Origin of the sequence: Flagellimonas baculiformis, assembly GCF_033441575.1 — a bacterium.
Classification (GTDB): domain Bacteria; phylum Bacteroidota; class Bacteroidia; order Flavobacteriales; family Flavobacteriaceae; genus Flagellimonas; species Flagellimonas baculiformis.
Map to the genome: position 1 here is coordinate 191,433 of NZ_JAUZVW010000004.1, position 25,310 is coordinate 216,742.

Annotated in this window: 21 protein-coding genes; all 21 read left to right on the forward strand. The window is 47.6% G+C overall.

From position 1 onward, the window contains the following. The first annotated feature begins 10 nt into the window (after positions 1-10). Complete coding sequence (gene queG / locus SD450_RS07605) at positions 11-934, forward strand: tRNA epoxyqueuosine(34) reductase QueG (protein WP_318343990.1); 924 nt, start codon at positions 11-13, stop codon at positions 932-934. Positions 935-1,067: 133 nt separating this feature from the next. Further along, on the forward strand, positions 1,068-2,408 hold the full coding sequence (locus SD450_RS07610) for an MFS transporter (protein ID WP_404828231.1): 1,341 nt from the start codon (positions 1,068-1,070) through the stop codon (positions 2,406-2,408). A 117-nt stretch (positions 2,409-2,525) separates the two neighbouring features. Beyond that, positions 2,526-4,823, forward strand: a complete 2,298-nt coding sequence (locus SD450_RS07615; protein WP_318344161.1) for an NADP-dependent malic enzyme — start codon at positions 2,526-2,528, stop codon at positions 4,821-4,823. Positions 4,824-4,861: 38 nt separating this feature from the next. Then, entirely contained in the window at positions 4,862-5,443 is a 582-nt protein-coding gene (gene ruvA, locus SD450_RS07620) for a Holliday junction branch migration protein RuvA (protein WP_318343991.1), read from the forward strand. Positions 5,444-5,448: 5 nt separating this feature from the next. Further along, positions 5,449-12,570, forward strand: a complete 7,122-nt coding sequence (gene sov, locus SD450_RS07625) for a T9SS outer membrane translocon Sov/SprA (RefSeq protein WP_404828232.1) — start codon at positions 5,449-5,451, stop codon at positions 12,568-12,570. Positions 12,571-12,675: 105 nt separating this feature from the next. After that, positions 12,676-13,056, forward strand: a complete 381-nt coding sequence (gene gcvH, locus SD450_RS07630; protein WP_318343993.1) for a glycine cleavage system protein GcvH — start codon at positions 12,676-12,678, stop codon at positions 13,054-13,056. Between the two features lie 49 nt (positions 13,057-13,105). Further along, positions 13,106-13,456: a VanZ family protein gene (locus SD450_RS07635; RefSeq protein ID WP_318343994.1), complete on the forward strand. Its 351-nt coding sequence runs from the start codon at positions 13,106-13,108 to the stop codon at positions 13,454-13,456. Positions 13,457-13,508: 52 nt separating this feature from the next. Next, positions 13,509-14,213 (forward strand): energy transducer TonB, encoded by a 705-nt coding sequence (locus SD450_RS07640; RefSeq protein ID WP_318343995.1) that lies wholly within the window; start codon positions 13,509-13,511, stop codon positions 14,211-14,213. A 170-nt stretch (positions 14,214-14,383) separates the two neighbouring features. After that, positions 14,384-15,286 carry a heme o synthase gene (gene cyoE / locus SD450_RS07645; protein WP_318343996.1) on the forward strand — a complete coding sequence of 301 codons (903 nt, stop codon included), beginning with the start codon at positions 14,384-14,386 and terminating at the stop codon, positions 15,284-15,286. 3 nt (positions 15,287-15,289) lie between these two features. Next, positions 15,290-15,871, forward strand: a complete 582-nt coding sequence (locus SD450_RS07650) for a cytochrome c oxidase subunit 3 (RefSeq protein ID WP_318343997.1) — start codon at positions 15,290-15,292, stop codon at positions 15,869-15,871. Between the two features lie 92 nt (positions 15,872-15,963). Next, entirely contained in the window at positions 15,964-16,938 is a 975-nt protein-coding gene (locus SD450_RS07655) for a cytochrome c oxidase subunit 3 (protein ID WP_318343998.1), read from the forward strand. Between the two features lie 16 nt (positions 16,939-16,954). Continuing rightward, positions 16,955-17,341: a cytochrome C oxidase subunit IV family protein gene (locus tag SD450_RS07660; RefSeq protein WP_318343999.1), complete on the forward strand. Its 387-nt coding sequence runs from the start codon at positions 16,955-16,957 to the stop codon at positions 17,339-17,341. 67 nt (positions 17,342-17,408) lie between these two features. Further along, positions 17,409-18,041 carry a hypothetical protein gene (locus SD450_RS07665; protein WP_318344000.1) on the forward strand — a complete coding sequence of 211 codons (633 nt, stop codon included), beginning with the start codon at positions 17,409-17,411 and terminating at the stop codon, positions 18,039-18,041. After that, a complete protein-coding gene (locus tag SD450_RS07670) occupies positions 18,022-18,765 on the forward strand; it encodes an SCO family protein (RefSeq protein ID WP_318344001.1) in 744 nt (247 codons plus the stop codon). Before SD450_RS07665 ends, SD450_RS07670 begins: the two co-directional genes overlap by 20 nt. Beyond that, positions 18,762-19,298, forward strand: a complete 537-nt coding sequence (locus SD450_RS07675; protein WP_318344002.1) for a DUF420 domain-containing protein — start codon at positions 18,762-18,764, stop codon at positions 19,296-19,298. The genes SD450_RS07670 and SD450_RS07675 overlap by 4 nt, the downstream gene beginning before the upstream one ends. A gap of 8 nt (positions 19,299-19,306) precedes the next feature. Continuing rightward, positions 19,307-19,519: a hypothetical protein gene (locus SD450_RS07680; protein ID WP_318344003.1), complete on the forward strand. Its 213-nt coding sequence runs from the start codon at positions 19,307-19,309 to the stop codon at positions 19,517-19,519. A 99-nt stretch (positions 19,520-19,618) separates the two neighbouring features. Then, complete coding sequence (locus tag SD450_RS07685; RefSeq protein WP_318344004.1) at positions 19,619-20,863, forward strand: ABC transporter permease; 1,245 nt, start codon at positions 19,619-19,621, stop codon at positions 20,861-20,863. 23 nt (positions 20,864-20,886) lie between these two features. Then, a complete protein-coding gene (locus tag SD450_RS07690) occupies positions 20,887-22,143 on the forward strand; it encodes an ABC transporter permease (protein ID WP_318344005.1) in 1,257 nt (418 codons plus the stop codon). 34 nt (positions 22,144-22,177) lie between these two features. After that, the gene (locus tag SD450_RS07695) at positions 22,178-23,287 is read left to right on the forward strand and encodes an efflux RND transporter periplasmic adaptor subunit (RefSeq protein ID WP_318344006.1); all 1,110 of its coding nucleotides are present in this window, start codon (positions 22,178-22,180) and stop codon (positions 23,285-23,287) included. A gap of 99 nt (positions 23,288-23,386) precedes the next feature. Then, the gene (locus tag SD450_RS07700; RefSeq protein ID WP_318344007.1) at positions 23,387-24,088 is read left to right on the forward strand and encodes an ABC transporter ATP-binding protein; all 702 of its coding nucleotides are present in this window, start codon (positions 23,387-23,389) and stop codon (positions 24,086-24,088) included. Next, a complete protein-coding gene (locus tag SD450_RS07705; protein WP_318344008.1) occupies positions 24,081-25,310 on the forward strand; it encodes an ABC transporter permease in 1,230 nt (409 codons plus the stop codon). Before SD450_RS07700 ends, SD450_RS07705 begins: the two co-directional genes overlap by 8 nt.

Genomic DNA, 25,310 nt, shown 5'->3' on the forward strand with positions numbered 1-25,310 from the left:
ATTTTTAAGGATGCAGTCCATTTCCCAACGCACGTCCCTTATTAAAGCCGAAGCCAAGCGCCTCGGTTTTTTGTCTTGCGGTGTTTCCAAAGCAGGTTTTTTGGAAGAGGAGGCCCCTCGTTTGGAAAAATGGCTCAACCAGAATAGGCATGGGGAGATGCAGTACATGGAAAACCATTTTGACAAGCGTCTCGACCCCACAAAATTGGTGGAAGGTTCCAAATCGGTCATTTCCCTGTTGTTGAATTACTTCCCGTCCGAACAGCAAAACCCAGATTCCTATAAGATTTCCAAGTATGCCTACGGAACGGATTATCACTTTGTGATAAAGGACAAGCTCAAAAGTCTGTTGCACTTCATCCAGGAAGAAATTGGGGAAGTACATGGTAGGGCTTTTGTGGATTCCGCCCCGGTTTTGGACAAGGCTTGGGCAGCCCGGAGTGGCTTAGGCTGGATTGGGAAGCATAGCAACCTGTTGACCCAGCAAGTAGGTTCCTTTTATTTTATTGCCGAATTGATTGTGGACTTGGAGTTGGAATACGACACGCCGGTCACCGATCATTGCGGTACCTGCACCGCCTGTATCGATGCTTGTCCCACCCAGGCCATCGTGGAACCCTATGTGGTGGATGGGAGCAAGTGCATTTCCTATTTCACCATCGAGCTGAAAAATGAAATTCCTGGGGAGTTCCAGGGAAAGTTTGATGAATGGATGTTCGGGTGCGATGTCTGTCAGGATGTGTGCCCTTGGAACCGATTTTCCAAACCGCATCGGGAACCTTTGTTCAATCCCAATCCAGAATTATTGTCCTTCACCAAAAAGGATTGGGAGGAGATCACCGAGGACGTTTTCAAAAAGGTGTTCCAAAAATCAGCGGTGAAACGGACCAAATTTTCAGGTCTGAAGCGCAACATTGATTTCCTTAAAGATTAAAAATTACCAAAGGTTATTACCAAAAAAACTTTGTTTGGCAGTTTGGATGGAAAAAATGCTATATTGATGGTGTTTTTTTTGAGGAATTGATATTTGCTCAAAACCACACCACAAAACTAACTGAACTCCGACTATGATCAAGATTACAAAACCCAAACTGAGTTTTTGGCAGATTTTCAATATGAATGTTGGCTTCCTTGGAATCCAATATAGTTTTGGCCTCCAGCAGAGTGCCATCAATCCTATTTTTCTCTTTTTGGGGGCAAAGGAAGAACTCCTTCCCATATTGAACATAGCGGGCCCTGTCACGGGTTTGATCGTACAGCCCCTGATCGGCGCCATATCGGACAAGACCTGGTCGCCGAGATGGGGAAGGAGGAAACCTTTCTTCTTGATTGGGGCCTTGATGGGCAGTATCTGCCTCTTCGCTTTTCCCTTGAGCCCGGCCTTATGGTTCGCCGTGGGGTTATTGTGGATTCTGGATGTGGGCAACAATATGGCCATGGAACCCTATCGTGCTTTTGTGGGCGATAAGCTCCCTGACGAACAATTGAGCATTGGCTATCAGATGCAGAGCTTGTTTGTGGGTGCCGGAATCCTTTTGGCAAATGCCTCTATTTTTTTATTTCAGGATTGGTTCGGGGGAGGTCAGGAACTCGAAGGAACTGTGCCCAAATGGTTGTACTATTCCTTTTTCATCGGATCTTTCCTGTCCATTGCCACCATTCTGTGGTCGGTGTTGAAAACTCCTGAGATTCCTCCGAGTGAGGAGGAACTCAAAGAGATCAATAGGCATAAGGCCTTGTCTTTTTCAGAACGATTTAAAATGCCCTTTGTGGAGATTGCCCACGCGGTAAAGGAAATGCCCAAGTTCATGTGGAAACTTTCGGGAGTATATCTCTTCCAATGGTATGCCCTGTTCGTTTATTGGCAATTCATAACCCCATTGTTCAGGACCACTTTGGGCTATGATACATCTGAAGCGGCAGCACAGGCGGCAAAGATGAGCACCACCTATAATATTGTGACCGCAGTGGTTGCCTTGATTTTGGTGCCGTTGACGGTACGGTTTGGTGGAAAAAAAGTCTATGCGCTCAGTTTGTTGGGCACAGCCGTTGCACTTTTCGCCATTCCACAAATTTCAGACCCTATCTATGTGTTGTATCCCATGGTCTTGTTTGGAATAGGTTGGGCCGCCATGATGGGGATTCCCTACAGCATGGTCTCCAAAATTGTGCCCCAACAACGGCGAGGGGTATATATGGGAATTTTAAATATGATGATCGTGATCCCCATGTTCATACAGACCATTTCCTTTGGTCCGATCTTCAAGAACCTCTTGGGGGCAAATTCCGTGAACGCCATCCTATTTGCTGGGGCCTGCTTTGTGATTGCGGCGATTTTGGCGATGCGGCTCACCCTTCCCAAAAGCAAGAGGGATACTGAATTGGATGTGGAAATCCCGGAGATATAGTTAGATGATTAAAATCATTTTTGTGGTTTAAGGTTTGATTTTATATCAAAATAGGTGTTTATGGTATTACCTAAAAACCATGGAATGCCCTACCTTTACCCTTTCATTAGCTACCATATGAGTAAGGAAAAGCAAAGAAGGGAAGCGTTACTTTATCACGCAAAGCCCCAACCGGGAAAGATAAAGATAGTACCGACCAAACCGTATTCCACCCAAAGAGATTTGGCATTGGCCTACTCCCCCGGAGTGGCGGAACCTTGTTTGGAAATCGCAAAGAACAAGGACGATGTCTATAAATATACCGCCAAGGGGAATATTGTGGCCGTGATATCCAATGGAACGGCCGTTCTTGGATTGGGCAATATTGGCCCTGAGGCGTCAAAGCCCGTCATGGAAGGAAAAAGTCTTCTGTTCAAGATTTTTGCCGATATCGACGGCATTGATGTGGAACTGGATACCACCGATGTGGACAAGTTCATAGAGACCGTAAAGATCATAGCGCCCACTTTTGGGGGCATCAACTTGGAAGATATCAAGGCTCCCGAAGCCTTCGAGATAGAAAGACGCCTGAAGGAAGAACTCGACATTCCGGTCATGCACGACGACCAGCACGGCACCGCCATCATTTCGGCAGCTGCCCTGCTCAATGCCTTGGAAATCGCCAACAAGAAAATAGAGGAAGTGAAAATCGTGGTCAGTGGCGCAGGCGCTGCGGCCGTTTCCTGTACCCGTCTGTACAAAGCCTTCGGCGCAAGAGGCGAGAACATCGTGATGTTGGACAGCAAAGGGGTCATTCGAAGCGATAGGGAAAACCTTTCTTCGGAAAAGGCAGAGTTTGCCACAGATCGCAAAATAGACACGCTTGAAGAAGCGATGGTGGATTCCGATGTGTTCATCGGACTTTCCATAGCCAATATCGTCTCCCCAAAGATGCTCAAGTCCATGGCGAAGGACCCCATTGTTTTTGCGATGGCCAATCCTGATCCTGAAATCGAGTACAACCTCGCCTGCAAGACCCGAAAGGACATCATTATGGCGACAGGACGTTCGGATCATCCCAACCAGGTGAACAATGTACTGGGGTTCCCCTTTATTTTTAGGGGAGCGTTGGATGTTCGGGCCACCAAGATCAATGAAGAGATGAAAATGGCCGCTGTGCGTGCCTTGGCCGATTTGACCCGGGAATCCGTGCCGGAACAGGTGAACATCGCCTATGATACCACACGATTGGCTTTTGGAAGGGACTACATCATTCCAAAACCTTTCGACCCCAGATTGATCACCAAAATCCCGCCTGCAGTGGCAAGGGCCGCCATGGAAAGCGGTGTGGCCAAATACCCTATTCAGGATTGGGACGTGTATGAAGAAGAGCTGTACCAAAGGTCGGGCAACGACAATAAAGTGGTCCGATTGATGCACAATAGGGCCAAGCAAAATCCCAAGCGCATTGTTTTTGCCGAGGCGGAATTGCTGGATGTGTTGAAAGCGGCACAGATCGTACACGAAGAGGGCATTGCGACCCCCATTCTTTTGGGGCACAGGGAGACCATAGAGAACCTTAAGAAAGAACTCGATTTTGATGCCAAGGTGCCCATCATCGACCCAAGGGCCGATGAATCCAAGGAATTGAGGACAAAATATGCGTTGAAACTCTGGGAATCCAGGAAACGAAAGGGAGAGACCAAATACAGTGCCCGGGTGAACATGGGCAAACGCAACTATTTTGGCGCCATGATGATCAAAGAGGGCGATGCCGATGGAATGATCTCGGGATATTCAAGATCTTACCCAAGGGTGCTCCGTCCCGTATTCGAGGTGCTGGGAAGGGCCAAAGGGGTAAAAAATGCCTCTACGGTCAACATTATGATCACTGAAAGAGGGCCTCTTTTCTTAGCGGATACATCCATCAATATCGATCCAACTGCCGAGGATTTGGCAGAAATCGCACAAATGACCGCCAACGTGGCGAAAACCTTTGGTTTCAACCCTGTGATGGCCATGCTTTCCTATGCCAATTTTGGCTCGTCCAGTCATCCACATGCCCAAAAAGTGAAGGAAGCGGTTCGGATATTGCACGAAACAAATCCCGACTTGATTGTGGATGGGGAGATCCAGACCGATTTTGCCCTGAGCCAAGAGCTGTGCAACAACAACTTCCCGTTTTCAAAAATATCCGGCAAAAAGGTGAACACGCTGATTTTCCCGAATCTGGAATCGGCCAACATCACCTATAAACTGCTCAAGGGACTGAACGAAGCGGATTCCATCGGTCCTATCATGTTGGGATTGCCCAAGGCGGTACATATCCTGCAATTGGGTGCCAGTGTGGATGAAATGGTGAACATGGCCGCCGTTGCGGTCATCGATGCCCAAGAACGGGAAAAAAGGAAAAAAGCAAGAATGGAAGCGGAATAGGGTTCCAGCCCAAGACCAAACCATCCAATGCGTAAACTATGATCGATCATTTAAGAGGAAGACTGGTAGAGAAAAGCCCCACCTATGTGGTCGTGGAGTGTCATGGCGTGGGCTATTTCCTGAACATTTCGCTGCACACTTTTTCGTTGCTGAAAGACGATGAGAACATCCATATCTATACCCATTTATTGGTCAAGGAAGATTCCCATACCCTTTTCGGGTTTGTGGAAAGATCGGAGCGCGAGGTCTTCCGTTTGTTGATCTCGGTCTCAGGGGTGGGATCTAGCACGGCAAGGACCATGTTGTCCTCCCTTTCCCCGGCGGATGTGAGGGATGCCATTGCCAGTGGCGATGTGGCTTCCATACAGGCTGTGAAAGGGATTGGGGCCAAGACGGCCCAACGTGTCATTTTGGACCTCAAGGACAAGATTTTGAAAGTCCATGACATGGGTGAAGTTTCAACAGAATCAAACAATACAAATAAAGAAGAAGCGTTATCTGCATTAGAGGTTCTTGGTTTCGCCAGACGACAATCTGAAAAGGTGGTCGAGAAGGTGTTGTCCCAAGACACTTCGCTAAGCGTTGAGAACATTATTAAACAGGCGCTGAAAAATTTGTAACTAGTTTGAAAAAAGGGGCAAAACCAATACTTAAACCAACAAGCTTTAAGTACTTCTTCTTTGTTATTTGTTTCCTGTCCATGACCGCTATTTTCGGACAGGAGACCAACGAACAGGCTCAGGATACCGTACCATCGGGAGTTGAGCTTGGCCGCCTCATTTTGGAGAATCCCGACAGCATCATCGCAAAATATACCTATGATCCCAAGACCGATCGGTACATCTATACCGAAAGTGTCGGGGACTTCAATATCAACCATCCCATCATCCTTACTCCGGAACAATACTACGAACTGGTCCGAAAGGAGCAGATGAGGTCCTATTTCAAGCAAAAAATTGATGCTTTCACCGGGAGAAAGGAGGGCAGCGAGGAAGCCAGAAAAAACCTTTTGCCCAATTTTTATGTGAACAACAGTTTCTTTGAGTCCATCTTTGGGGGGAACACCATTGAAGTGATTCCACAGGGTTCCGTGGCCATGGATCTTGGGGTACTGTGGCAGAAAAATGACAATCCGGCCCTTTCGCCCAGAAACCGGACCAACCTTTCTTTCGATTTTGACCAGCGCATCAGTCTGAGCTTATTGGGAAAAGTTGGGGAGCGACTCCAAGTGACCGCCAATTATGATACCGAGGCCACGTTTGATTTCCAGAACCTCGTCAAACTGGACTATACGCCTACCGAAGATGACATTCTTCGCAAAATTGAAATAGGTAACGTCAACATGCCCCTGAACAGTTCACTCATCACTGGGGCACAGAGTCTGTTCGGGGTCAAGACGCAATTGCAGTTTGGAAAGACTACGGTGACCGCCGTTTTTTCCGAACAACGATCGCAGAACAATACCGTCGTGGCCCAAGGCGGGGGAACAGTGAACGAGTTCTCCCTGACCGCTTTGGATTACGATGAGGACCGCCACTTTTTCTTGGCCCATTATTTTAGGGACAATTATGACCGTGCCCTCCAGAACTATCCGTTCATACAGAGCCAAGTACAGATTACCCGTTTGGAGGTCTGGGTGACGAACCGGAACCAACAGACGCAAAATGTGAGGAACGTGGTGGCCATTCAAGATTTGGGAGAATCCGAATTGGGAAGAAATGGACGCGAAAAGACTAGGATTGGGATTGCCAATGGTAATCCTGCAGGGTTTTTCAATATCACGGGTACGGATGTGTTGCCCCAGAATGCCGCCAACGACTACGATCCCAAGTTGATCGGAAACGGAGGAGCATTGACCCAATCCATTCGGGACATAGCCACTGTGGAATCGGGATTCAATGTTCCCGGATATCAAGTGAACCAGGGTTTTGACTATGCCATTTTAGAAAATGCCCGGAAACTGGAACAGGGCAGGGACTATCAATTCAACTCTCAGTTGGGCTACATCTCATTGAGCCAGAGCTTGAGCAACGATGAGGTGCTTGGGGTCGCTTTCCAATACACTATAAATGGGCAGGTATATCAGGTTGGGGAGTTTGCCAACGGAGGGGTCGATGCCACAACGGTATCGGGAGGTATCAACCCCATCATCGAGAACAATACCTTGATCTTAAAATTGCTCAAGAGCAACATCACCAATGTGGAAGACCCCATTTGGGATTTGATGATGAAAAACATTTATTCCACGGGGGCCTACCAGTTGAGTCAGGAAGATTTTAAACTGAACATCCTATACTCCGATCCTACACCACGGAACTACATCACCCCAGTGGACCCGAACGCGGGTTGGCCCGATGGGCTTGAGGACCAAATATTGTTAAGGGTCTTCAACCTGGACCGATTGAACGTGTACAACGATGTACAGCCTGGCGGCGATGGCTTTTTTGACTATCTTGAAGGGATAACGGTGGATTCGCAGTCCGGCCGGATCATCTTCACCAAAGTGGAACCCTTTGGGGAATACCTGTTCAACCAGTTGGGCGGTGGGGTCTATGATGTCAATAACGACCAAGGCTACAATGCCAACCAAAGGCGTTACGTGTTCAGGAACATGTATGCCAAGACCAAGGCCGCTTCGCTCCAGGATGCGGAAAAGAACCGTTTCCAGTTGAAGGGAAGGTACAAGTCCCAAGGCAACAATGGTATCCCGATCGGGGCTTTCAATGTGCCGAGGGGTTCCGTGCGTGTCACCGCGGGGGGACGCCAGCTTCAGGAAGGCATAGACTACACCGTGAACTATCAGGCAGGAACCGTACAGATCCTGGATCCCAGTTTGGCGGCATCCGATACGCCCATCAATATTTCCGTGGAGAACAATGCCGTTTTTGGCCAGCAGACCCGAAGGTTTGCAGGGGTCAATGTGGAACACAGATTCAATGAAAACTTTGTTTTGGGAGGAACCATGCTCAACTTGAACGAGCGACCTCTTACCCAAAAATCCAACTACGGGGTGGAGCCCGTCAACAATACCATTTTCGGATTGAACGGAAACTTCAGTACGGAGTTGCCATTTTTGACCCGATTGGCGAACAAGTTGCCCAATATTGACACCGATGTGCCTTCCAATATGTCCTTGCGTGGAGAGGTGGCCTTTTTAAAGCCCAATTCACCCAAGAATGCTGATTTTCAGGGAGAGACCACTACCTATATTGACGACTTTGAAGGAGCGCAGGCCTTGATCGATATCCGCTCTTCTTTGGGGTGGACCTTGGCCAGTCCGCCAGTGGAATTTTTACAGGACCGCACCGGAGTGGAGGTGGGTCATGAGCGGGCCAAAATGGCTTGGTACACCATCGACCCTATTTTTTATACCAATCAACGCCCATCCGGATTGTCCGATAATGACATATCCCTGAACTCTACACGAAGGGTGTTCATAGACGAGGTGTTTACCGAGACGGATATTGCCCAAGGGCAGACACAGGTGCAGAGTACCTTGGACATTGTATATTACCCCAATCAGAAAGGGCCCTACAATGCCAATCCCAGTTTTGAAACGGAGACACCGGCCAACAAATGGGCAGGGATCATGCGCCCATTGAGCAGCACCAACTTTGAGCAGTCCAATGTGGAGTTTGTACAGTTTTGGGTGCTCGATCCTTATGTGGACGGCGAGACTACCGATGCGAATGTCGGGGAATTGGTGTTGAACCTGGGCAACATTTCCGAGGATATATTGCGGGACGGTCGCAAACAATACGAAAATGGATTGCCGGCGAGCACCAATAGCGAAATTCCCAGGGAAACCCCATGGGGGCAGGTGCCTTCCACGCAGTCCTTGGTCTATGCCTTTGATGCGGACGAGACGAACAGGACCCTTCAGGATGTAGGGCTCGATGGTCTGGATGACGCTTCCGAAGCCACCATTTATAATGGTCCGGCCGAAGACCCTGCATTGGACAACTATCAATATTACCTGAACCGTGAGGGAAGCATTTTGGAGAGATACCTGGATTTCAACAATACCCAGGGGAACTCCCCCGTGGCCGTGACCAATACCAATAGGGGTTCCACCACCTTGCCCGATGTGGAGGATATCGATAGGGACCTTACCATGAACACGGTGAACAGTTATTATGAATATAGGATTCCGATAGGGCCCAATACCACAATCGATGATAAATATGTAACGGATATCCGGGAGGGGGTCACTCCTGGTCTCCCCAATGGGGCCCAGCTGAACAGAAGGTGGATACAGTACAAGATTCCCTTGAGTGATTTTACCGATGCCGTGGGGGGAATCACTGATTTTAGGTCCATCAGTTTCATGCGGATGTACCTCACCGGTTTCTCGGATGATGTGGTACTGCGTTTTGCTACCTTGGATTTGGTACGCGGCGATTGGAGGACCTATACCAATTCCTTACAGCCCGATGTGGACAATGACCCTACGGACGATGGTACCTTGGTCGATGTGAACACGGTGAACAGGGAAGAAAACTATGGAAGACAGCCCATCCCTTACGAATTGCCACCGGGAGTGGTGAGGGAGCAGTTGAACAACAACAACACCATCATCCGGCAAAATGAGCAATCACTGTCAATAGTGGTGGAAAACTTGGAATCCGAGGATTCGCGTGGTGTGTTCAAAAATGTGAACATCGATGTGCGCCAATACCAACGCATCAAGATGTTCATGCACGCTGAAAAGGTAATGAACGGGGACTACTCCGATAGTGACACACCCTTGGTCGGTTTCCTTCGGATAGGGACCGATTTCTCGGAAAACTTCTATCAAATAGAGCTGCCACTCCAGTTCACGCCACACGGATCTACTAGTGCCGAAGAGATTTGGCCCTCTGTGAACGAACTGGACATCGCTCTGGGCGATCTGAACAAAGTAAAATCCAAAGGGATTGCCGAGCAGACCCTGAACGATATCAATTATTATGAGATTGTGGACGGGGAGGCCGTTCCCGTGGAAGAGTTTGCACCCAGGACATTGGGTGTGGTGCGTATCGGGATACGGGGTAACCCCTCTTTGGGAAGCATCCGGGGGATGATGGTCGGTATCAAGAACACGGATGATGTCCCTGCGCGTGGCGAAGTCTGGTTCAACGAACTTCGATTGGCCGGCCTTGATAATAATGGAGGTTGGGCAGCCATTGTGGCGATGGACGCCAATATGGCCGATTTTGCCAATGTTTCCGCTACGGGGAGCAAGAGTACGTCCGGATTTGGTTCCATTGACCAAATGCCGAACGAGCGCTCCAGGGAAGATGCCATCTCTTATGATGTGGTCACCAATGTGAACGTGGGGCAACTGCTTCCCAAAAAGTGGAACATACAGTTGCCGTTCAACTATGGGATTTCGGAAACGCTCATCACGCCCGAGTTCGATCCCGTGTACGACGATTTGAAACTGGACGACCGTATTGCCGCGGCCACCTCGGCCGAGGATGCAGAGACCATCAAAAAACAGGCGGAGGACTATACCAAGCGGACCAGCATCAACCTTATTGGCGTTAGGAAGAACAGAGGGGAAGAGGCCGAGGAGAATTTCTTCGATATCGAGAACTTTACCTTTAATTATTCCTACAACGAGACCAGTCACAGGGATTTTGAAGTGGCCGATCTTCAAGATCAGAATGTGACCACCGGATTTGTGTACAATCACAACTTTAAGCCAGCTCCTGTTGCGCCTTTTGCCAAAAAGGATTCCCTTTTCATGAGCAAGTACTGGCAGTGGTTGAAGGATTTGAACTTGAATGTGCTGCCCACCAGTCTTTCCGTGAATGCCAACTACAACAGGGCGTTCAACCAACAACGCTTCAGGGATGTATTGGAGCCAGGGGTGGAGGCGTTGGAGCTTCCCCTTTTGCAGCAACGTAATTATATGTTCAACTGGCAGTATGCCCTCAATTATAGCATCACCAAATCCCTTCGGTTGAACTTGACGGCCTCCAACAACAATATTGTCCGTAATTATTTCAATGTGGATGAAGACCCCGATTCGGGCATAGACCAAACGCTTGGCCTCTGGGATGGATTCTTTGACATTGGGGAGCCCAACAGGCATGCCCAGCAGATGCAATTGAACTACGAACTGCCCTTCAGTAAGTTTCCGTTCCTCAATTTCATCAACGCGCAATATACCTACACCAGCAATTTTGATTGGCAACGTGGTGGGGATGCATTGATTGAAGTGGCCGGAGAGAATATCAATATTGTTCAGAACGCCAGCACCCATAACCTCACGGCCAATTTGAGCATGCAACGGTTCTACGACTTTTTGGGGTTGAAGAAAAAAGGCGGCAAGGTACTGGCCAACCAGCCCCCTGTACGAAGGGACAAAGCCGGCAACCCGGTGAGTGGTGCAGAAGAGAATGCGCCGAAAAAGACAAGTAAAGGCTTCAATACCTTGGTGGACATCGTGACGATGGTCAAGCGTATCAATGTCAACTATAGTGAGAACAGGGGAACAGTGCTTCCAGGTTATACCCAATCCGTAGGTTTCATAGGCACCACGCGCCCGACCTTTGGTTTTGTGTTCGGGAGTCAGTCAGATGTGCGCTACGAAGCGGCCCGAAACGGCTGGTTGACCACCTATCCGGAATACAACTCACAATTTATAAGGAGTGCCAACAAACAGTTGAACCTTACCGCTACCGCACAACCGACGCAGGACCTGACCATCGATTTGACCGCGGACAGACAGTTTACGAGTAACTCACAGGAAAACTACAGTCCTGAGCGATGGATCAATTTTGAGGATGGATTGGTCAACGAAATGGGGAATTTCAGTATCTCCACCGTCATGATCGGGACCATTTTCAACAAGAGCGATCAGTTCGATTCCGAGACTTTTGAACAGTTCAAACAGAACAGGATCACCATCGCCAACAGATTGGTGGCCGACCGTGGGCAAAATCCAGGCACCCTTGATGAGGACGGGTTCCCTGAACTTTATGGGAAGACCCAGCAGGAGGTATTGCTCCCTGCTTTCTTTGCAGCCTACACCGGGCAGGACGTGAACCGGGTGAACCTGGATGCTTTTAGGGAAATCCCGATCCCGAACTGGAACATCAAATACACCGGTTTGATGAAAAACCGTTGGTTCAAGAAGAAATTCAAGCGGTTCTCTTTGAGCCATGGTTACCGTGCGGCCTATAGCATCAATCAGTTCCAGACCAATTTGGAGCGGCAGAACACCACAATCAATCCGGAGACCAACGATGTGCTCCCCGAGACCTTGATCAACAATGTGGTGCTCACCGATCAGTTCAACCCTTTGATGCGCATGGACTTCGAAATGCAGAATTCCTTCAGCTTCTTGGCAGAGGTCAGAACGGACAGGACACTCTCCCTGAGCTTTGACAACAACCTGCTCACGGAAATCAACGGAAAGGAATATACCCTCGGTTTGGGCTATCGGTTCAAGGATGTGAAATTTGTCACCAACATTGGCGGTGAAAAGACCCGTTTGAAAGGGGACCTTAACCTCAAGGCCGACCTTTCGTTGCGGGACAACATTACCATCATCCGCAACTTGGACATCGACAACAACCAGATCACTTCCGGACAAAAGCTGATGTCCGTAAAATTCACGGCGGACTATGCCCTGAGCAAGAGTTTGAATGCTCTTTTCTTCTACGATCATTCCTTCTCGGAATTTGCGGTTTCCACGGCATTTCCCCAGACCACGATCAATGCCGGCTTTACCCTCCGGTACAATTTTGGTAACTAGCTTTTCGGTGAATTGTCCTTTTCTTGAATTTTGTTCACGGGTTTGTTTGAAAAGCAACCTGCAATCCGTTACATTTGCCCATCAACAAATTCAAACACTGTTATAATGAACATACCGTCAGAATTGAAGTACACCAAGGACCATGAATGGGTCAAGATAGATGGGGATATTGCCACTGTGGGTATCACCGATTTTGCCCAAGGCGAATTGGGTGACATTGTATATGTGGAAGTGGAGACTTTGGATGAAACATTGGACAAGGAAGAAGTTTTCGGGACCGTTGAGGCCGTGAAGACCGTTTCCGACCTTTTCCTGCCCTTGAGCGGAGAGATTATCGAGTTCAATGAAGTGTTGGAAGACGAACCCGAAAAAGTGAACACCGATCCTTATGGCGAAGGCTGGATGATCAAGATCAAGATCAGTGATCCTTCCGAGGTCAATGATCTGATGAGCGACGAAGACTACAAGGCATTGATTGGTGCTTAGGCATTACAGATACACCATATTGTTCATAAGCTGGGTATTGTTCATCACAATGCTCAGCTTATTTTCTTTCTCGGACATGGATTTGGACGAGGGCAATCTGAACATTCCGTATGCGGACAAGATCACACATTTTTTGTTCTATTTGATTTTTTCGATCCTCGGATGTCTGCTTGTCCGTGAACGTACCAAGGGCGTCTGGACTTTGGGAAGAGCAATGGGGGTGGTCGTGGTTTCGGCCATATCCTATGGCATAGTTATTGAGGTTTTACAATATACACTGACGGAGGACCGAATGGCCGAATTTGCGGACGTTCTGGCAAATACCTTGGGGGCATTTGTAGGAATTGGATTGATTCGGTGGTTTTTTTCCAAGGAAAAGCCGTTAAAATGGAAATTTTAATTGTTTATTTAACCAATTAATAATTAAATTAGCAAACACTAAATTTAGAAAGATGGAACCAAAAAAGAGTCCAAAAGCTGACGTAGGAAGAAACAGCTCCCTCTATTTTGTGATAGGGTTGGCAGCTGTCTTGGCGTTGGTTTATGGAGCCATGGAGTGGAAAAAATACGACAAGGCTAACGATTATGACATTTCGATGAACGTTGAAGATCAGTTGGACGAGGAAGTGCCAATGACCGAACAGATCAAGACGCCACCGCCACCACCGCCACCAGCGGCACCGGAGGTCATCGAAGTTGTAGAGGATGAGGAAGAGGTCGAGGAAACCGTGATCGAGTCCACAGAGACCAGCCAAGAAGAAGAAGTTATAGAAATCGAAGAAGTTGAGGTAGAAGAGGTAGAAGAAGATATCAGTGTTCCATTTGCCGTTATCGAGGACGTACCTGTTTTTCCAGGTTGTGAAAATGCAGCAAACAAAAAGGACTGTTTCCAAGAGAAAATGCAGGACCACATCCGTAAAAACTTCCGTTATCCTGAAATCGCCCAAGAGATGGGAGTCCAAGGTAGGGTGAGCGTAATCTTCGTGATCCAGAAAGATGGAAGCATCGGGGATATCAGAATGCGTGGACCGGACAAGAACTTGGAGGCAGAGGCTTTGAGGATCATCCAAAAGCTGCCCAAAATGACCCCTGGAAAACAAAGGGGAAGAGCGGTAAAAGTACCGTTCAGTATTCCGATTACATTTAAGCTACAATAATAGTATATACGATTCCTGTCGAGGCAGGAATGGAAAAAGCCCTGATGGAAACGTCGGGGCTTTTTTTATGGTGATCAGTCCTTGTTTTTTTGCCAACTATCATAAAACCTTCCCTTTGGTTGGAAAAGATATGTGCTGGCGTTATCTTTGCCAGTCAATTCAGTTCGTGGATGAAATCTGCAGTAGGATCCGTTAAAAGCACCTCATTTTCCTTGGTCTTTTCCGATTTCAAGGAAATCACCAAGGCCAAACTGGCCGTCAGTGTCGTCTTTTCGTCCATTGCAGGTTATTTTTTGGGGGCCTATGAAGTCAGTTTCACAGCCCTTTTGCTGCTGACCTTTGGTGGATATTGTATGGTCGGGGCATCCAATGCCTATAATCAGATCATAGAAAAGGACTTGGACGCGTTGATGAAGCGTACCAGGAACCGTCCCATCCCTTCGGGACGCATGTCGCCCAAAACAGCACTTGCCATAGCGGTCACATTGACCATACTTGGGGTGTTGTCGCTTTTGGCCCTGAGCCCCAAAACGGCCATGTTCGGGGCCATCTCCATCTTTTTGTACACCAGCGTCTATACGCCTCTGAAGACCAAGACACCCCTTTCGGTGTTTGTGGGGGCCTTTCCTGGGGCCATTCCCTTTATGCTGGGGTGGGTGGCTGCGACGGACGATTTCGGAATTGAACCGGGAACGCTTTTCATGATCCAATTTTTTTGGCAGTTTCCCCATTTTTGGGCATTGGGATGGATGTTGGACGAAGATTACAAAAAAGCAGGCTTCAAAATGCTGCCCACCGGAAACAAGGATACCGGAACGGCCATGCAGATCATATTGTACACCATTTGGATGATCGTTATCTCCATCGTCCCTGTATTTGGGTTCACCGGAAGATTGCAATTGTCCATCACAGCGGCGGTGATCGTGTTTTTGGCAGGTTTGGTCATGTTGTTCTTTGCCTTCAGGTTGTATGAGAAAAGGGACAACATCACGGCACGGAAGCTCATGTTGGCCAGTGTCACCTACATATCGTTGATTCAGGTGGTATATGTAATGGATAAATTTATCAGTTAAGAAATGGATTTGACCCAAGGAACGGCAGAAGAAAAGAACAGAAGGGCGAAGAAAATGATGCTCTGGTTCGGTATTGTGAGTTTGATCATGGGCTTTGCCGGATGGACCAGTGCCTACATCGTGAGCAGCAAGCGGGAAGATTGGATCAGCGATCTGGAGTTGCCACAGGCATTCTTCATCAGCACGGCCATCATCATCCTGAGCAGCATCACTTACTTTGTGGCCACAAAGACAGTTGGGAGAAACGACCAAAAGTTGGGGACCATCTTTTTGTTGGTCACCTTGGCCCTTGGAATTTCCTTCATTGTCTTCCAGTTCAAGGGTTTTTCCCAGATGTTGGAAAACGGCTATTATTTTACGGGGCCTACGAGCAATATAAAAATGTCCTATGTGTTCCTCATAGCCGTAGTGCACATAGTCCATCTTGTGGCAGGCCTCATTTCCCTTTTGGTGGTGCTGGTGCAGCAACTCAGAGGAAAATATATGCCCGGGAATATGTTGGGAATGGAACTCGGTGCCACGTTTTGGCATTTTTTGGACTTCCTTTGGGTGTATTTGATATTGTTCATGTATTTCGTGAAATAAATCTTGGACGAAGCAGTTTTCGATCAAGTTTATCTTTTCAAATATGCCAAAAGGTGTAAATTTGTGAAAGTTTTAATAAAACGACCTTTTATATGGATGCAACGGTGACTACCGGTACAGAAGAAAGCGTTTGGGGAGGTGGAAACAAACCCCTCGGCGCTAGCTATGGAAAAATGATGATGTGGTTTTTCATTGTCTCTGATGCCTTGACCTTTTCAGGTTTCTTGGTATCGTACGGCTTTTCCAGGTTCAAGTTCATAGACATTTGGCCCATTGCCGATGAGGTGTTCACCCACGTGCCCTTTTTCCATGGAAACTATCCCATGTACTATGTTGCCTTCATGACCTTTATTCTGATCATGTCCTCCGTGACCATGGTGCTTGCCGTCGATGCGGGGCATAAGATGAAACAAAGTAAGGTCGTGCTCTATATGTTCCTGACCATTATCGGTGGTGCCATCTTCGTGGGATCACAGGCATGGGAGTGGGCCACTTTCATCAAAGGGGATTACGGGGCGTTGGAGACCAAGGGAGGCAGAATCCTTCAATTTGTGGATGCGGAAACCGGTAAAAGGGCCGCTTTGGCCGATTTTGCCAAGACCCTCCCAGAAGAAAGAATAAAACATGTAGAGAGCGAAGGGATATGGTTCGTGGGCGAAGGCTACAAGCCATCCTACTCTCTGAACGAAGTAGTGGAAGGATTCAAGTCCACCCCCAATATCCTTATCCGTACGGAATATTTGAACGAAGAGGGCGAAAAGACCGTTCTGGATAGGAAAGAGTCTTTGGCCAAGATCATGCAGGCCACACAGGTAGTGGAAGGTGCGAACTTGATCCACAATGAATACGGTAGCCGACTGTTTGCCGATTTCTTTTTCTTTATCACCGGATTCCATGGCTTCCACGTATTTTCTGGAGTGGTGATCAACATCATCATCTTCTTCAATGTCATCCTGGGCACCTATGAGCGCAGGGGGCACTATGAAATGGTGGAAAAAGTAGGTCTGTACTGGCACTTTGTGGATTTGGTATGGGTATTCGTATTCACATTCTTTTATTTGGTATAAAAAATTGACGATATAAATGGCACACGAGCATAAACTAGAGATTTTTAGAGGACTGATAAAATTCAAATCGAATACCCAGAAAATTTGGGGAGTATTGGTTTTTCTTACCATCATCACCGCAATTGAGGTAGCTTTCGGTATCATTAAGCCCAGGGCACTGACGCATAACTACTTTTTGGGAATGAAGCTCCTCAACTGGATCTTCATCATTTTGACCTTGGTGAAGGCCTATTACATTGCCTGGGACTTTATGCACCTTCGTGATGAGAAAAGTTCGTTGAGAAGGGCCATCGTATGGACACCCATTTTTTTGATAGCCTACCTGATATTCATATTGCTCTTCGAGGCAGATTATGTGTACAATGTGTTCCACGACGGTTTCCTGACCTGGGATTTCCAATAAAGTATTAACAACTAAAAAAGACGGTTTTCCAACCGTCTTTTTTTATTTTTGCAAAGTCGGGCATACTATGAAAAAAACAGTTGTCTTAGTGGTTCTCTTTGTGTTTCCATTGGTGGCCTATCTCTTCTTTGCATCAGGGGTCAACAACTTTGGAAAACTACCTGTACTGACGGAAAGTATCCCCGATGTACCCACCATACAGGAAGGGGTCACCTTGGATGGTAAGATCACCATTTTGGGATTTTTGGGCACTAAGGTGGACAACATGAAGGGAAATGCCTTCAACCTGAACCAAAAGATCTATAAAAGGTTTGGGGAGTTTACCGATTTTCAAGTGGTAATGGTGGTTCCCAAAGGGAATGAGGAACAGGCCAATACACTGAAAGAAGAACTTGGAGAGCTATCCAATGTGGACAAATGGCATTTTGCCTTTGCGGATGAAGCGCAGATAGAATCCTTTTTCAAGGACCTGAAAACAGATCTGGATTTGGAAGAGGACCTTTCCTCTCCCTATGTGTTCATCGTTGACAAGGACCGCAACCTCAGGGGAAGGGAAGATGACGAGGACGAAGGATTGAAATATGGGTTTGATACCTCATCGGTCGCAGAATTGAACAACAAAATGGAAGACGATGTCAAGATCATCTTGGCCGAATACCGACTCGCTTTAAAAAAGAACAATGCCGACAGGAGCAAATAACAAGAAAAAGTACACCTACGTCTGGGTCTCTGCGATCATTCTCATTTTTGGGAGTTTTGCCGTGTATGAGATCACCAAAAAGGTGAAAGGGGGAACCATTGTTGAAAACGACCGTATGAGCGTGGCTTCGGTGGAGCAACAGGTTGGGTTTGTCATCAACGAGGGAAAAAAACGACAAGTCCCCGAATTTTCATTTATGGACCAGGACAGTGTGCTGGTCACCAATAAGGATTATCTGGGAAAAGTATATGTGGTGGAGTTTTTCTTTACCACCTGCCCTACCATATGCCCCATAATGACCAAAAATCTACTGGAGCTGCAAAAGACCTTCAAGGACGATGCGGATTTTGGAGTGGCATCCTTCACCATCAACCCGCGGTACGATACCCCATCGGTGCTTAAAAAGTATGCCGAAAAGTATGGTATAGTGGACAAGGATTGGCATCTGCTCACCGGGGACCAAGAAAAGATCTATACATTGGCCCAGGAAGGTTTCTATATCGTGGCCAATGAAGTAGAGGATGCCCCAGGTGGCTTCGAGCATTCGGGAATGTTCGCTTTGGTGGACAAAAATGGCTATATTCGTTCCCGTCAGGATAAGTTTGGAAATCCCTTGATCTATTACAGGGGCACCATCACTGAAAAAGAAGGAGTGAATGCAGAGGGAGAGGCCCAGCAGATCACCATGTTAAAAGAGGACATCAAAAAATTATTGGCAGAATGACCGAGGATATTTCTATGCGGGAAAAAAAGTTCAACCAGTGGATCACAGTCATATCCATTGCCGTTCCCATTGTGGTGGCATTACTTTTCGGATACAAGATTCCCAATGCCAAACCATTGGGTTTCCTTCCGCCCATTTATGCGACCATTAACGGTTTGACCGCAATTTTGTTGATCGTTGCAGTGATTGCCATAAAAAATGGGAGAAGGTCGCTCCATCAAAAACTCATGACCACCTGCATCATTTTCTCCGCACTGTTCCTCGTTATGTACGTGGCCTATCACATGACCTCGGAAACCACCATGTATGGCGGCGAGGGAACCATAAAGTACGTGTATTACTTCATTTTGATGACGCACATTGTACTTTCGATTTCCGTGATTCCCTTGGTGCTGATCACCTATTCAAAAGTATATCTGGACGATTTTGAGAGCCATAGACTTTGGGCCAAATATACATTTCCCATATGGTTGTATGTGGCCGTTACCGGTGTCATCGTCTATGTTATGATTTCTCCCTATTATTCCTATTGATTTCCGGTATGAAGGCAAAATATCTCCTCTTACTGTTGTTGCTGTTGGTGTTTCCCTCCTTGGTGGATGCCCAGTGTGCCATGTGCCGCGCAGTAGTGGAGAGTGAGGCCGATGGCAAGACAGCGGAGGGCATCAATAATGGGATAGTTTACCTTATGGCATTTCCCTATCTCTTGGTGGCCGGACTGTTCTATTTTATATACAGAAAGATGAGGGGTTGAACCCGATGTTGATATTTTTTCCCCCTGAAGTGTAACATTTGGTGTTCTCGATCATCTTATAAGGGTACAGATGTACTTCATCAATCAAAACACTGACCTATGTTTGACTTGGAAAGGTGGCAAGAAATATTTGACACCATACGAAAGAACAAACTGCGCACTTTTTTAACGGGCCTTTCCGTGGCCTCCGGAATTTTCATTCTTGTGATCCTTCTGGGTTTTGGACAGGGTATGCGCAATGGCATCGAACAAGAGTTCAAGCAGGATGCTTCCACAAGTGTCTGGGTATGGCCCGGGGTCACCTCCAAGGAATACAAGGGGCTCAATCCAGGGAGGCGCATCCAGTTGGTCAATGAGAATTTTGACAGATCGAGTGCCATGTTCAAAAATACCATCGAACGCGGATCTTCCCGGATCTTTGTACGTGGAGTCAGTGTGAACTATGGAAAGGAAGCCCTCATTTATGGTGTGCAGGGAGTCGCTTCGGATTTCCAGTTCATAGAGAACGCCTCCATGTTGGAAGGCCGTTTCATCAACTATCAGGATGAAAATTCAGCTGGCAAAGTGGCCGTCATCGGCAACAAGATCAAAAAGGACGTCTTCAACAAAGTGGATTCGCCCATTGGCGAGTTTGTGGACATATCCGGTATTCCCTTCAAGATCATCGGGGTCTATAAGGAAATGGAAGATCGCGAAGAGGAGCGTATCTATATTCCCATAACCACGGCCCAAAAAGCATTCAATGGAGGCAACAGGATCAACAACATGTCCTTTACACTCCCTCCCGTGGAAAATTTTGACGAAGCGGTGGCCCAGGCCATAAACTTCAAGGACGACATGCGGAAATACCTACAACAGGTACATACCGTTGCCCCGGACGATACGGGTGCAATGGAAGTGTGGAGCGCCATGGAAGAGGCCAAACGCTATTACGGACTCACCAACAACATAAAACTCTTTTTCTGGTTCGTTGGTATCTGCACCATCATCGCCGGGGTGGTGGGGGTGAGCAACATCATGATGATCGTGGTGAAGGAACGGACCCGGGAAATAGGCATACGAAAGGCATTGGGGGCCAAACCATGGTCCATTATTGCGATGATCTTGCACGAGTCCATTTTTGTGACCGCCATTTCAGGGTTCACGGGACTGATCTTCAGTATGGCCCTGCTCGAACTGGTGGGCCCGAACATTGAGGTGGACTATGTCCTGAACCCATCCGTGAACTTCAATGTGGCCTTCTCCACAGTTTTGGTCCTCATCTTGGCAGGAACCTTGGCCGGTTTTGTGCCTGCATGGAGGGCGGCCAAAGTACAGGTAATCGAATCCTTGCGCGATGAATAAACAATCCAATAAAATAAGCCAATATGTTCAATAGGGATAGATGGCGGGAAATCCTGGAGGTGCTCACCAGCAATGTGTGGCGCACCATCTTCACGGCTTTTGGGGTCTGCTGGGGTATTTTTATCCTGATTGTGCTGCTCGCAGCCGGGAAGGGACTTGAAAATGGTATAAAGCAGGACTTTGGCGACACGGCCACGAACACCATGTTCATGTGGACAAGGGCCACGACCAAGGCCTACGAAGGATTGCCCCAAGGAAGAGGGTTCAATTTCAAGATAAGCGACGTGCAGGCCATCAGGGACAATGTGCCCAATCTCAGGTTTATTTCCCCAAGGAACCAATTGGGTGGATTTGGTGGGAACAACAACGTGGTGAAGGGAATCCGGACCGGGGCCTTCAATGTGTATGGGGATTATCCGGAAATCATCAACCAAGATCCCATGGCGGTGACCTCTGGAAGATTCATCAATTACAATGACATTGATGAAAAAAGAAAAGTGGCCGTGATCGGGCTGGGGGTCAAGAACGACCTCTATGAAAAGGACGAGGAAGTGCTGGGGAGCTACATCAAGATCCAAGGGGTAAACTTTATGGTGATCGGCACCTATAAAAAGAACAACAGCGGTGGGGGAGAAGAAGGGCAGAAGGAGATTTTTGTGCCGTTCACCTCGTTCTCCCAAGCCTTCAACCAAGGGGAAAATGTAGGCTGGATGGCCATTACCGCAAACGATGGCAGCTCCATTTCCCAGCTCAAGGACAAGATCATCGACGAAATGAAAAAGCGGCACAAGGTCCATCCCGAAGACAACCGTGCCATAGGCTATTTTGACCTCTATGAACAGTACAACCGGGTGGAAAGCCTTTTTGGGGCATTAAAAGCGGTCGCCTATATTGTGGGCATCATGGTACTGCTCTCGGGCATTATCGGGGTGAGCAACATTATGCTCATCGTGGTGAAGGAACGGACCAAGGAAATAGGCATCCGTAGGGCCTTGGGCGAGCAACCATGGTCCATCAAAAAACAGATATTGATGGAGTCCATATTCCTTACGTTGATTTCAGGAATGGTGGGCATCATTTTTGGGTCATTGGTCATTTATGGGATCAATTCCCTGTTGGACAGCGTGGGTCCCGTGGATATGTTCATGAGCCCCAGTGTGAGTATTGGGGTGGTGACGGGGGCACTGGTCATTTTGATGGTGTCCGGCCTGTTGGCAGGTTTCATCCCGGCACAGAGCGCTATTAGGGTGCGACCCATTGAGGCATTACGAACAGAATAAAAAAGAAAATCAATCAAATAAATTATACTATACAATGAAAAAATCGGTAACCATTGCCATCTTGTTGCTCATCGTGATCGTGTTCGGTGGCTCCATGTATTATCTCTACCAGAAGAATTCAGAAGATCCGGTGGTCTATCAAACAGAGACACCTTCCACGCAGACCATAGTCAAAAAAGCTGTGGCCACGGGAAGCATTCTTCCTTTGGAAGAAGTGTTGATCAAACCCAACATTTCCGGGGTCATTGAGGAGATCTTTGTGGAAGGAGGGGATTTCGTGAAGTCGGGAGACCTGTTGGCCAAGATCAAAGTAGTGCCCAACCTTTCCGCCCTGAACGATGCAAGGAATGCCATTGACGAGGCCAAGATCAATCTGGAGGATCAAAAGAGAAACTTCGAACGCCAATCCACACTCTTTGCGAAGGGGGTCATCTCCCGGGCCGATATGGACAGGGCGCAGGTGACCTATGACCAGGCCAAACAGGCCTATGGAGCGGCGAACAAGCGATACGATATCGTTAAGACCGGGACTACGAGCGGTCTCAGCAATGCTGCCAATACCATGATCCGTGCCACAGTGAGCGGAATGGTGCTGGAAGTGCCCGTTGAAGTGGGCAACCAGGTCATTGAGAGTAACAATTTCAACGAAGGGACCACCATTGCCGCCATTGCCGATGTGGACAAAATGATTTTCGAAGGCAAAGTGGACGAATCCGAAGTGGGGAAAATAAAGGAAGACCTGCCTTTGGAGATTACCGTTGGGGCCATAGAGAACCGTGTTTTTGATGCGGTACTGGACTATATAGCCCCCAAAGGGAAAGAAGAGAACGGGGCCATCCAGTTCGAGATCAAAGGCTCCTTGAAAAAAGGGGATACCACATTCATAAGGGCGGGCCTGAGTGCCAATGCTTCCATCATCTTGGCACGGGCCGATAGTGTTCTCGCTCTAAAGGAAGCCTTGGTGCAGTTTGACAACGATACCAAAAAGCCATTTGTGGAAGTGGAGACCGCAGCGCAAAAATTTGAGCGTAGGGATGTGGAACTGGGTGTCAGTGACGGTATTTACGTGGAAGTGAAATCTGGGGTGGCAGCCAATGACAAGGTCAAAGTTTGGAACGCAATTGCCGCAGAACAAACCAATTAAAAATCATTTAACAAAAATTTTCAATAATTCTTGTAACATTTTAACAACTTGCCTGTCTTACAAGCAGAGGTTAAAAAAAGATAGCTAACATCACCAATCATGATAGAAATCAAAGATCTTCATAAATCCTATCGAATGGGGAGCAACTCCCTTCATGTGTTGAAAGGGATAAATTTTAAAGTGGACGATGGCGAACTGGTTGCCATCATGGGGTCCTCAGGATCGGGAAAATCCACTTTGCTCAATATATTGGGGATGTTGGACGGAGCCGATTCGGGGGAATATACCTTGGACAACGTGCCCATCAAAAACCTGAGTGAGACCAAAGCGGCCCAATACAGAAACAAGTTCTTGGGTTTCATCTTCCAATCATTCAACTTGATCAACTATAAAAGTGCCCTTGAGAATGTGGCACTACCTTTATATTATCAAAAAGTACCCAGAAAGGAACGCCAGGAAAAGGCCATGAAATATTTGGAGAGAGTGGGCCTGAAACCTTGGGCCTCGCATTTGCCCAGCGAACTTTCGGGTGGACAGAAGCAACGGGTGGCCATAGCCAGGGCCATGGCTGCCGAACCCAAAGTACTTTTGGCGGATGAGCCTACAGGAGCCTTGGACAGTAAAACTTCCTATGAGGTCATGGACCTGATTCAAAAAATCAACGATGAGGGCAACACTATTTTGGTCGTGACCCACGAGGAGGACATCGCTCACATGTGCAAGCGTATTGTGCACTTGAAGGATGGTGTCATCGTTGAGGACAAGAAAATAGAACAAGTAAGGGCAGAGCAGTATGTTTGATCGCGATGTTTGGCAGGAAATATTCAACACGCTTAAGACCAATAAGCTAAGGACCTTTCTGACAGGTTTTTCGGTGGGATGGGCCATCTTTATCTTGGTGATGCTCCTAGCTTCCGTAAATGGGATGCAGAATGGTTTTGTGGGCCAGTTCAATGACGATGCCACCAACTCCATTTTCGTCCGCCCCGGAACTACTTCCGAAGCCTATGCCGGCTTTGAAGCGGGTAGAAGGATCCAACTCAAAAATGATGACGTAGAGTACATCAAGCAAAGTTTTCCAGAAGATATCGAATACATCAGTGCACGGTATTATGCCAATGCGACGGCCAGGTACAAGAGTGAAACAGGATCATATTCCGTTCAAGCGGTGAATCCAGACCATCAGGCCATAGAGAAGACCTTGGTGGTTGCAGGGCGATATGTCAATGAAGCAGATGTGGTCAACAAGGCCAAAGTGGCAGTTATTGGCAGAAAAGTGGCCGAGGACCTTTTCAAGGAAGAAGACCCGTTGGGAAAATTTGTGGAGTTCAACGGATTGCCCTTTCGGGTGATAGGAGTTTTTACCGATGATGGAAATGACAATGCCGAACGGATGATCTATGCGCCCATAAGCACCTATCAGCGAATTTATGGCAATACCAACGACATCAACATGATTGCGTTGACCTATAATCCGACCTATGACCTCACAAAGGCATTGGAGTTTTCCAGAAGGTTGGAAGATGTGATGAAGAGAAGACATAAAATAGACCCGGAAGACCAAGCGGGCTTGTATGTGTTCAACTATGCCGAGGCTTTTGAGAACATCAGCAGTTTTACGGCCGTATTGAAAGGAATTGGCATCGGTGTGGGCTTTTTGATATTGATTGCGGGAATTGTGGGCATTGGAAACATCATGGTGTTCACGATCAAGGAACGGACCAAGGAAATCGGTGTGAGAAAGGCACTTGGCGCCAGACCTCGTCAAATCGTCAATCTGGTTTTGTTGGAATCGGTGTTCATCACCTCACTTTCCGGTTTTGTGGGATTGTTGTTCGCTTGGATCATATTGGCCGCTTTGGGCCCCATGTTCCAGACCCCGGCATTCAGCAACCCTTCGGTAAACGCATCTACTGTGATAACGGCCACCATCATCCTGATCATAGCAGGTGTCCTGGCAGGCCTTATACCGGCAATGAAGGCTGCAAACGTTAAACCCATTGTTGCACTAAGTGATAAATAG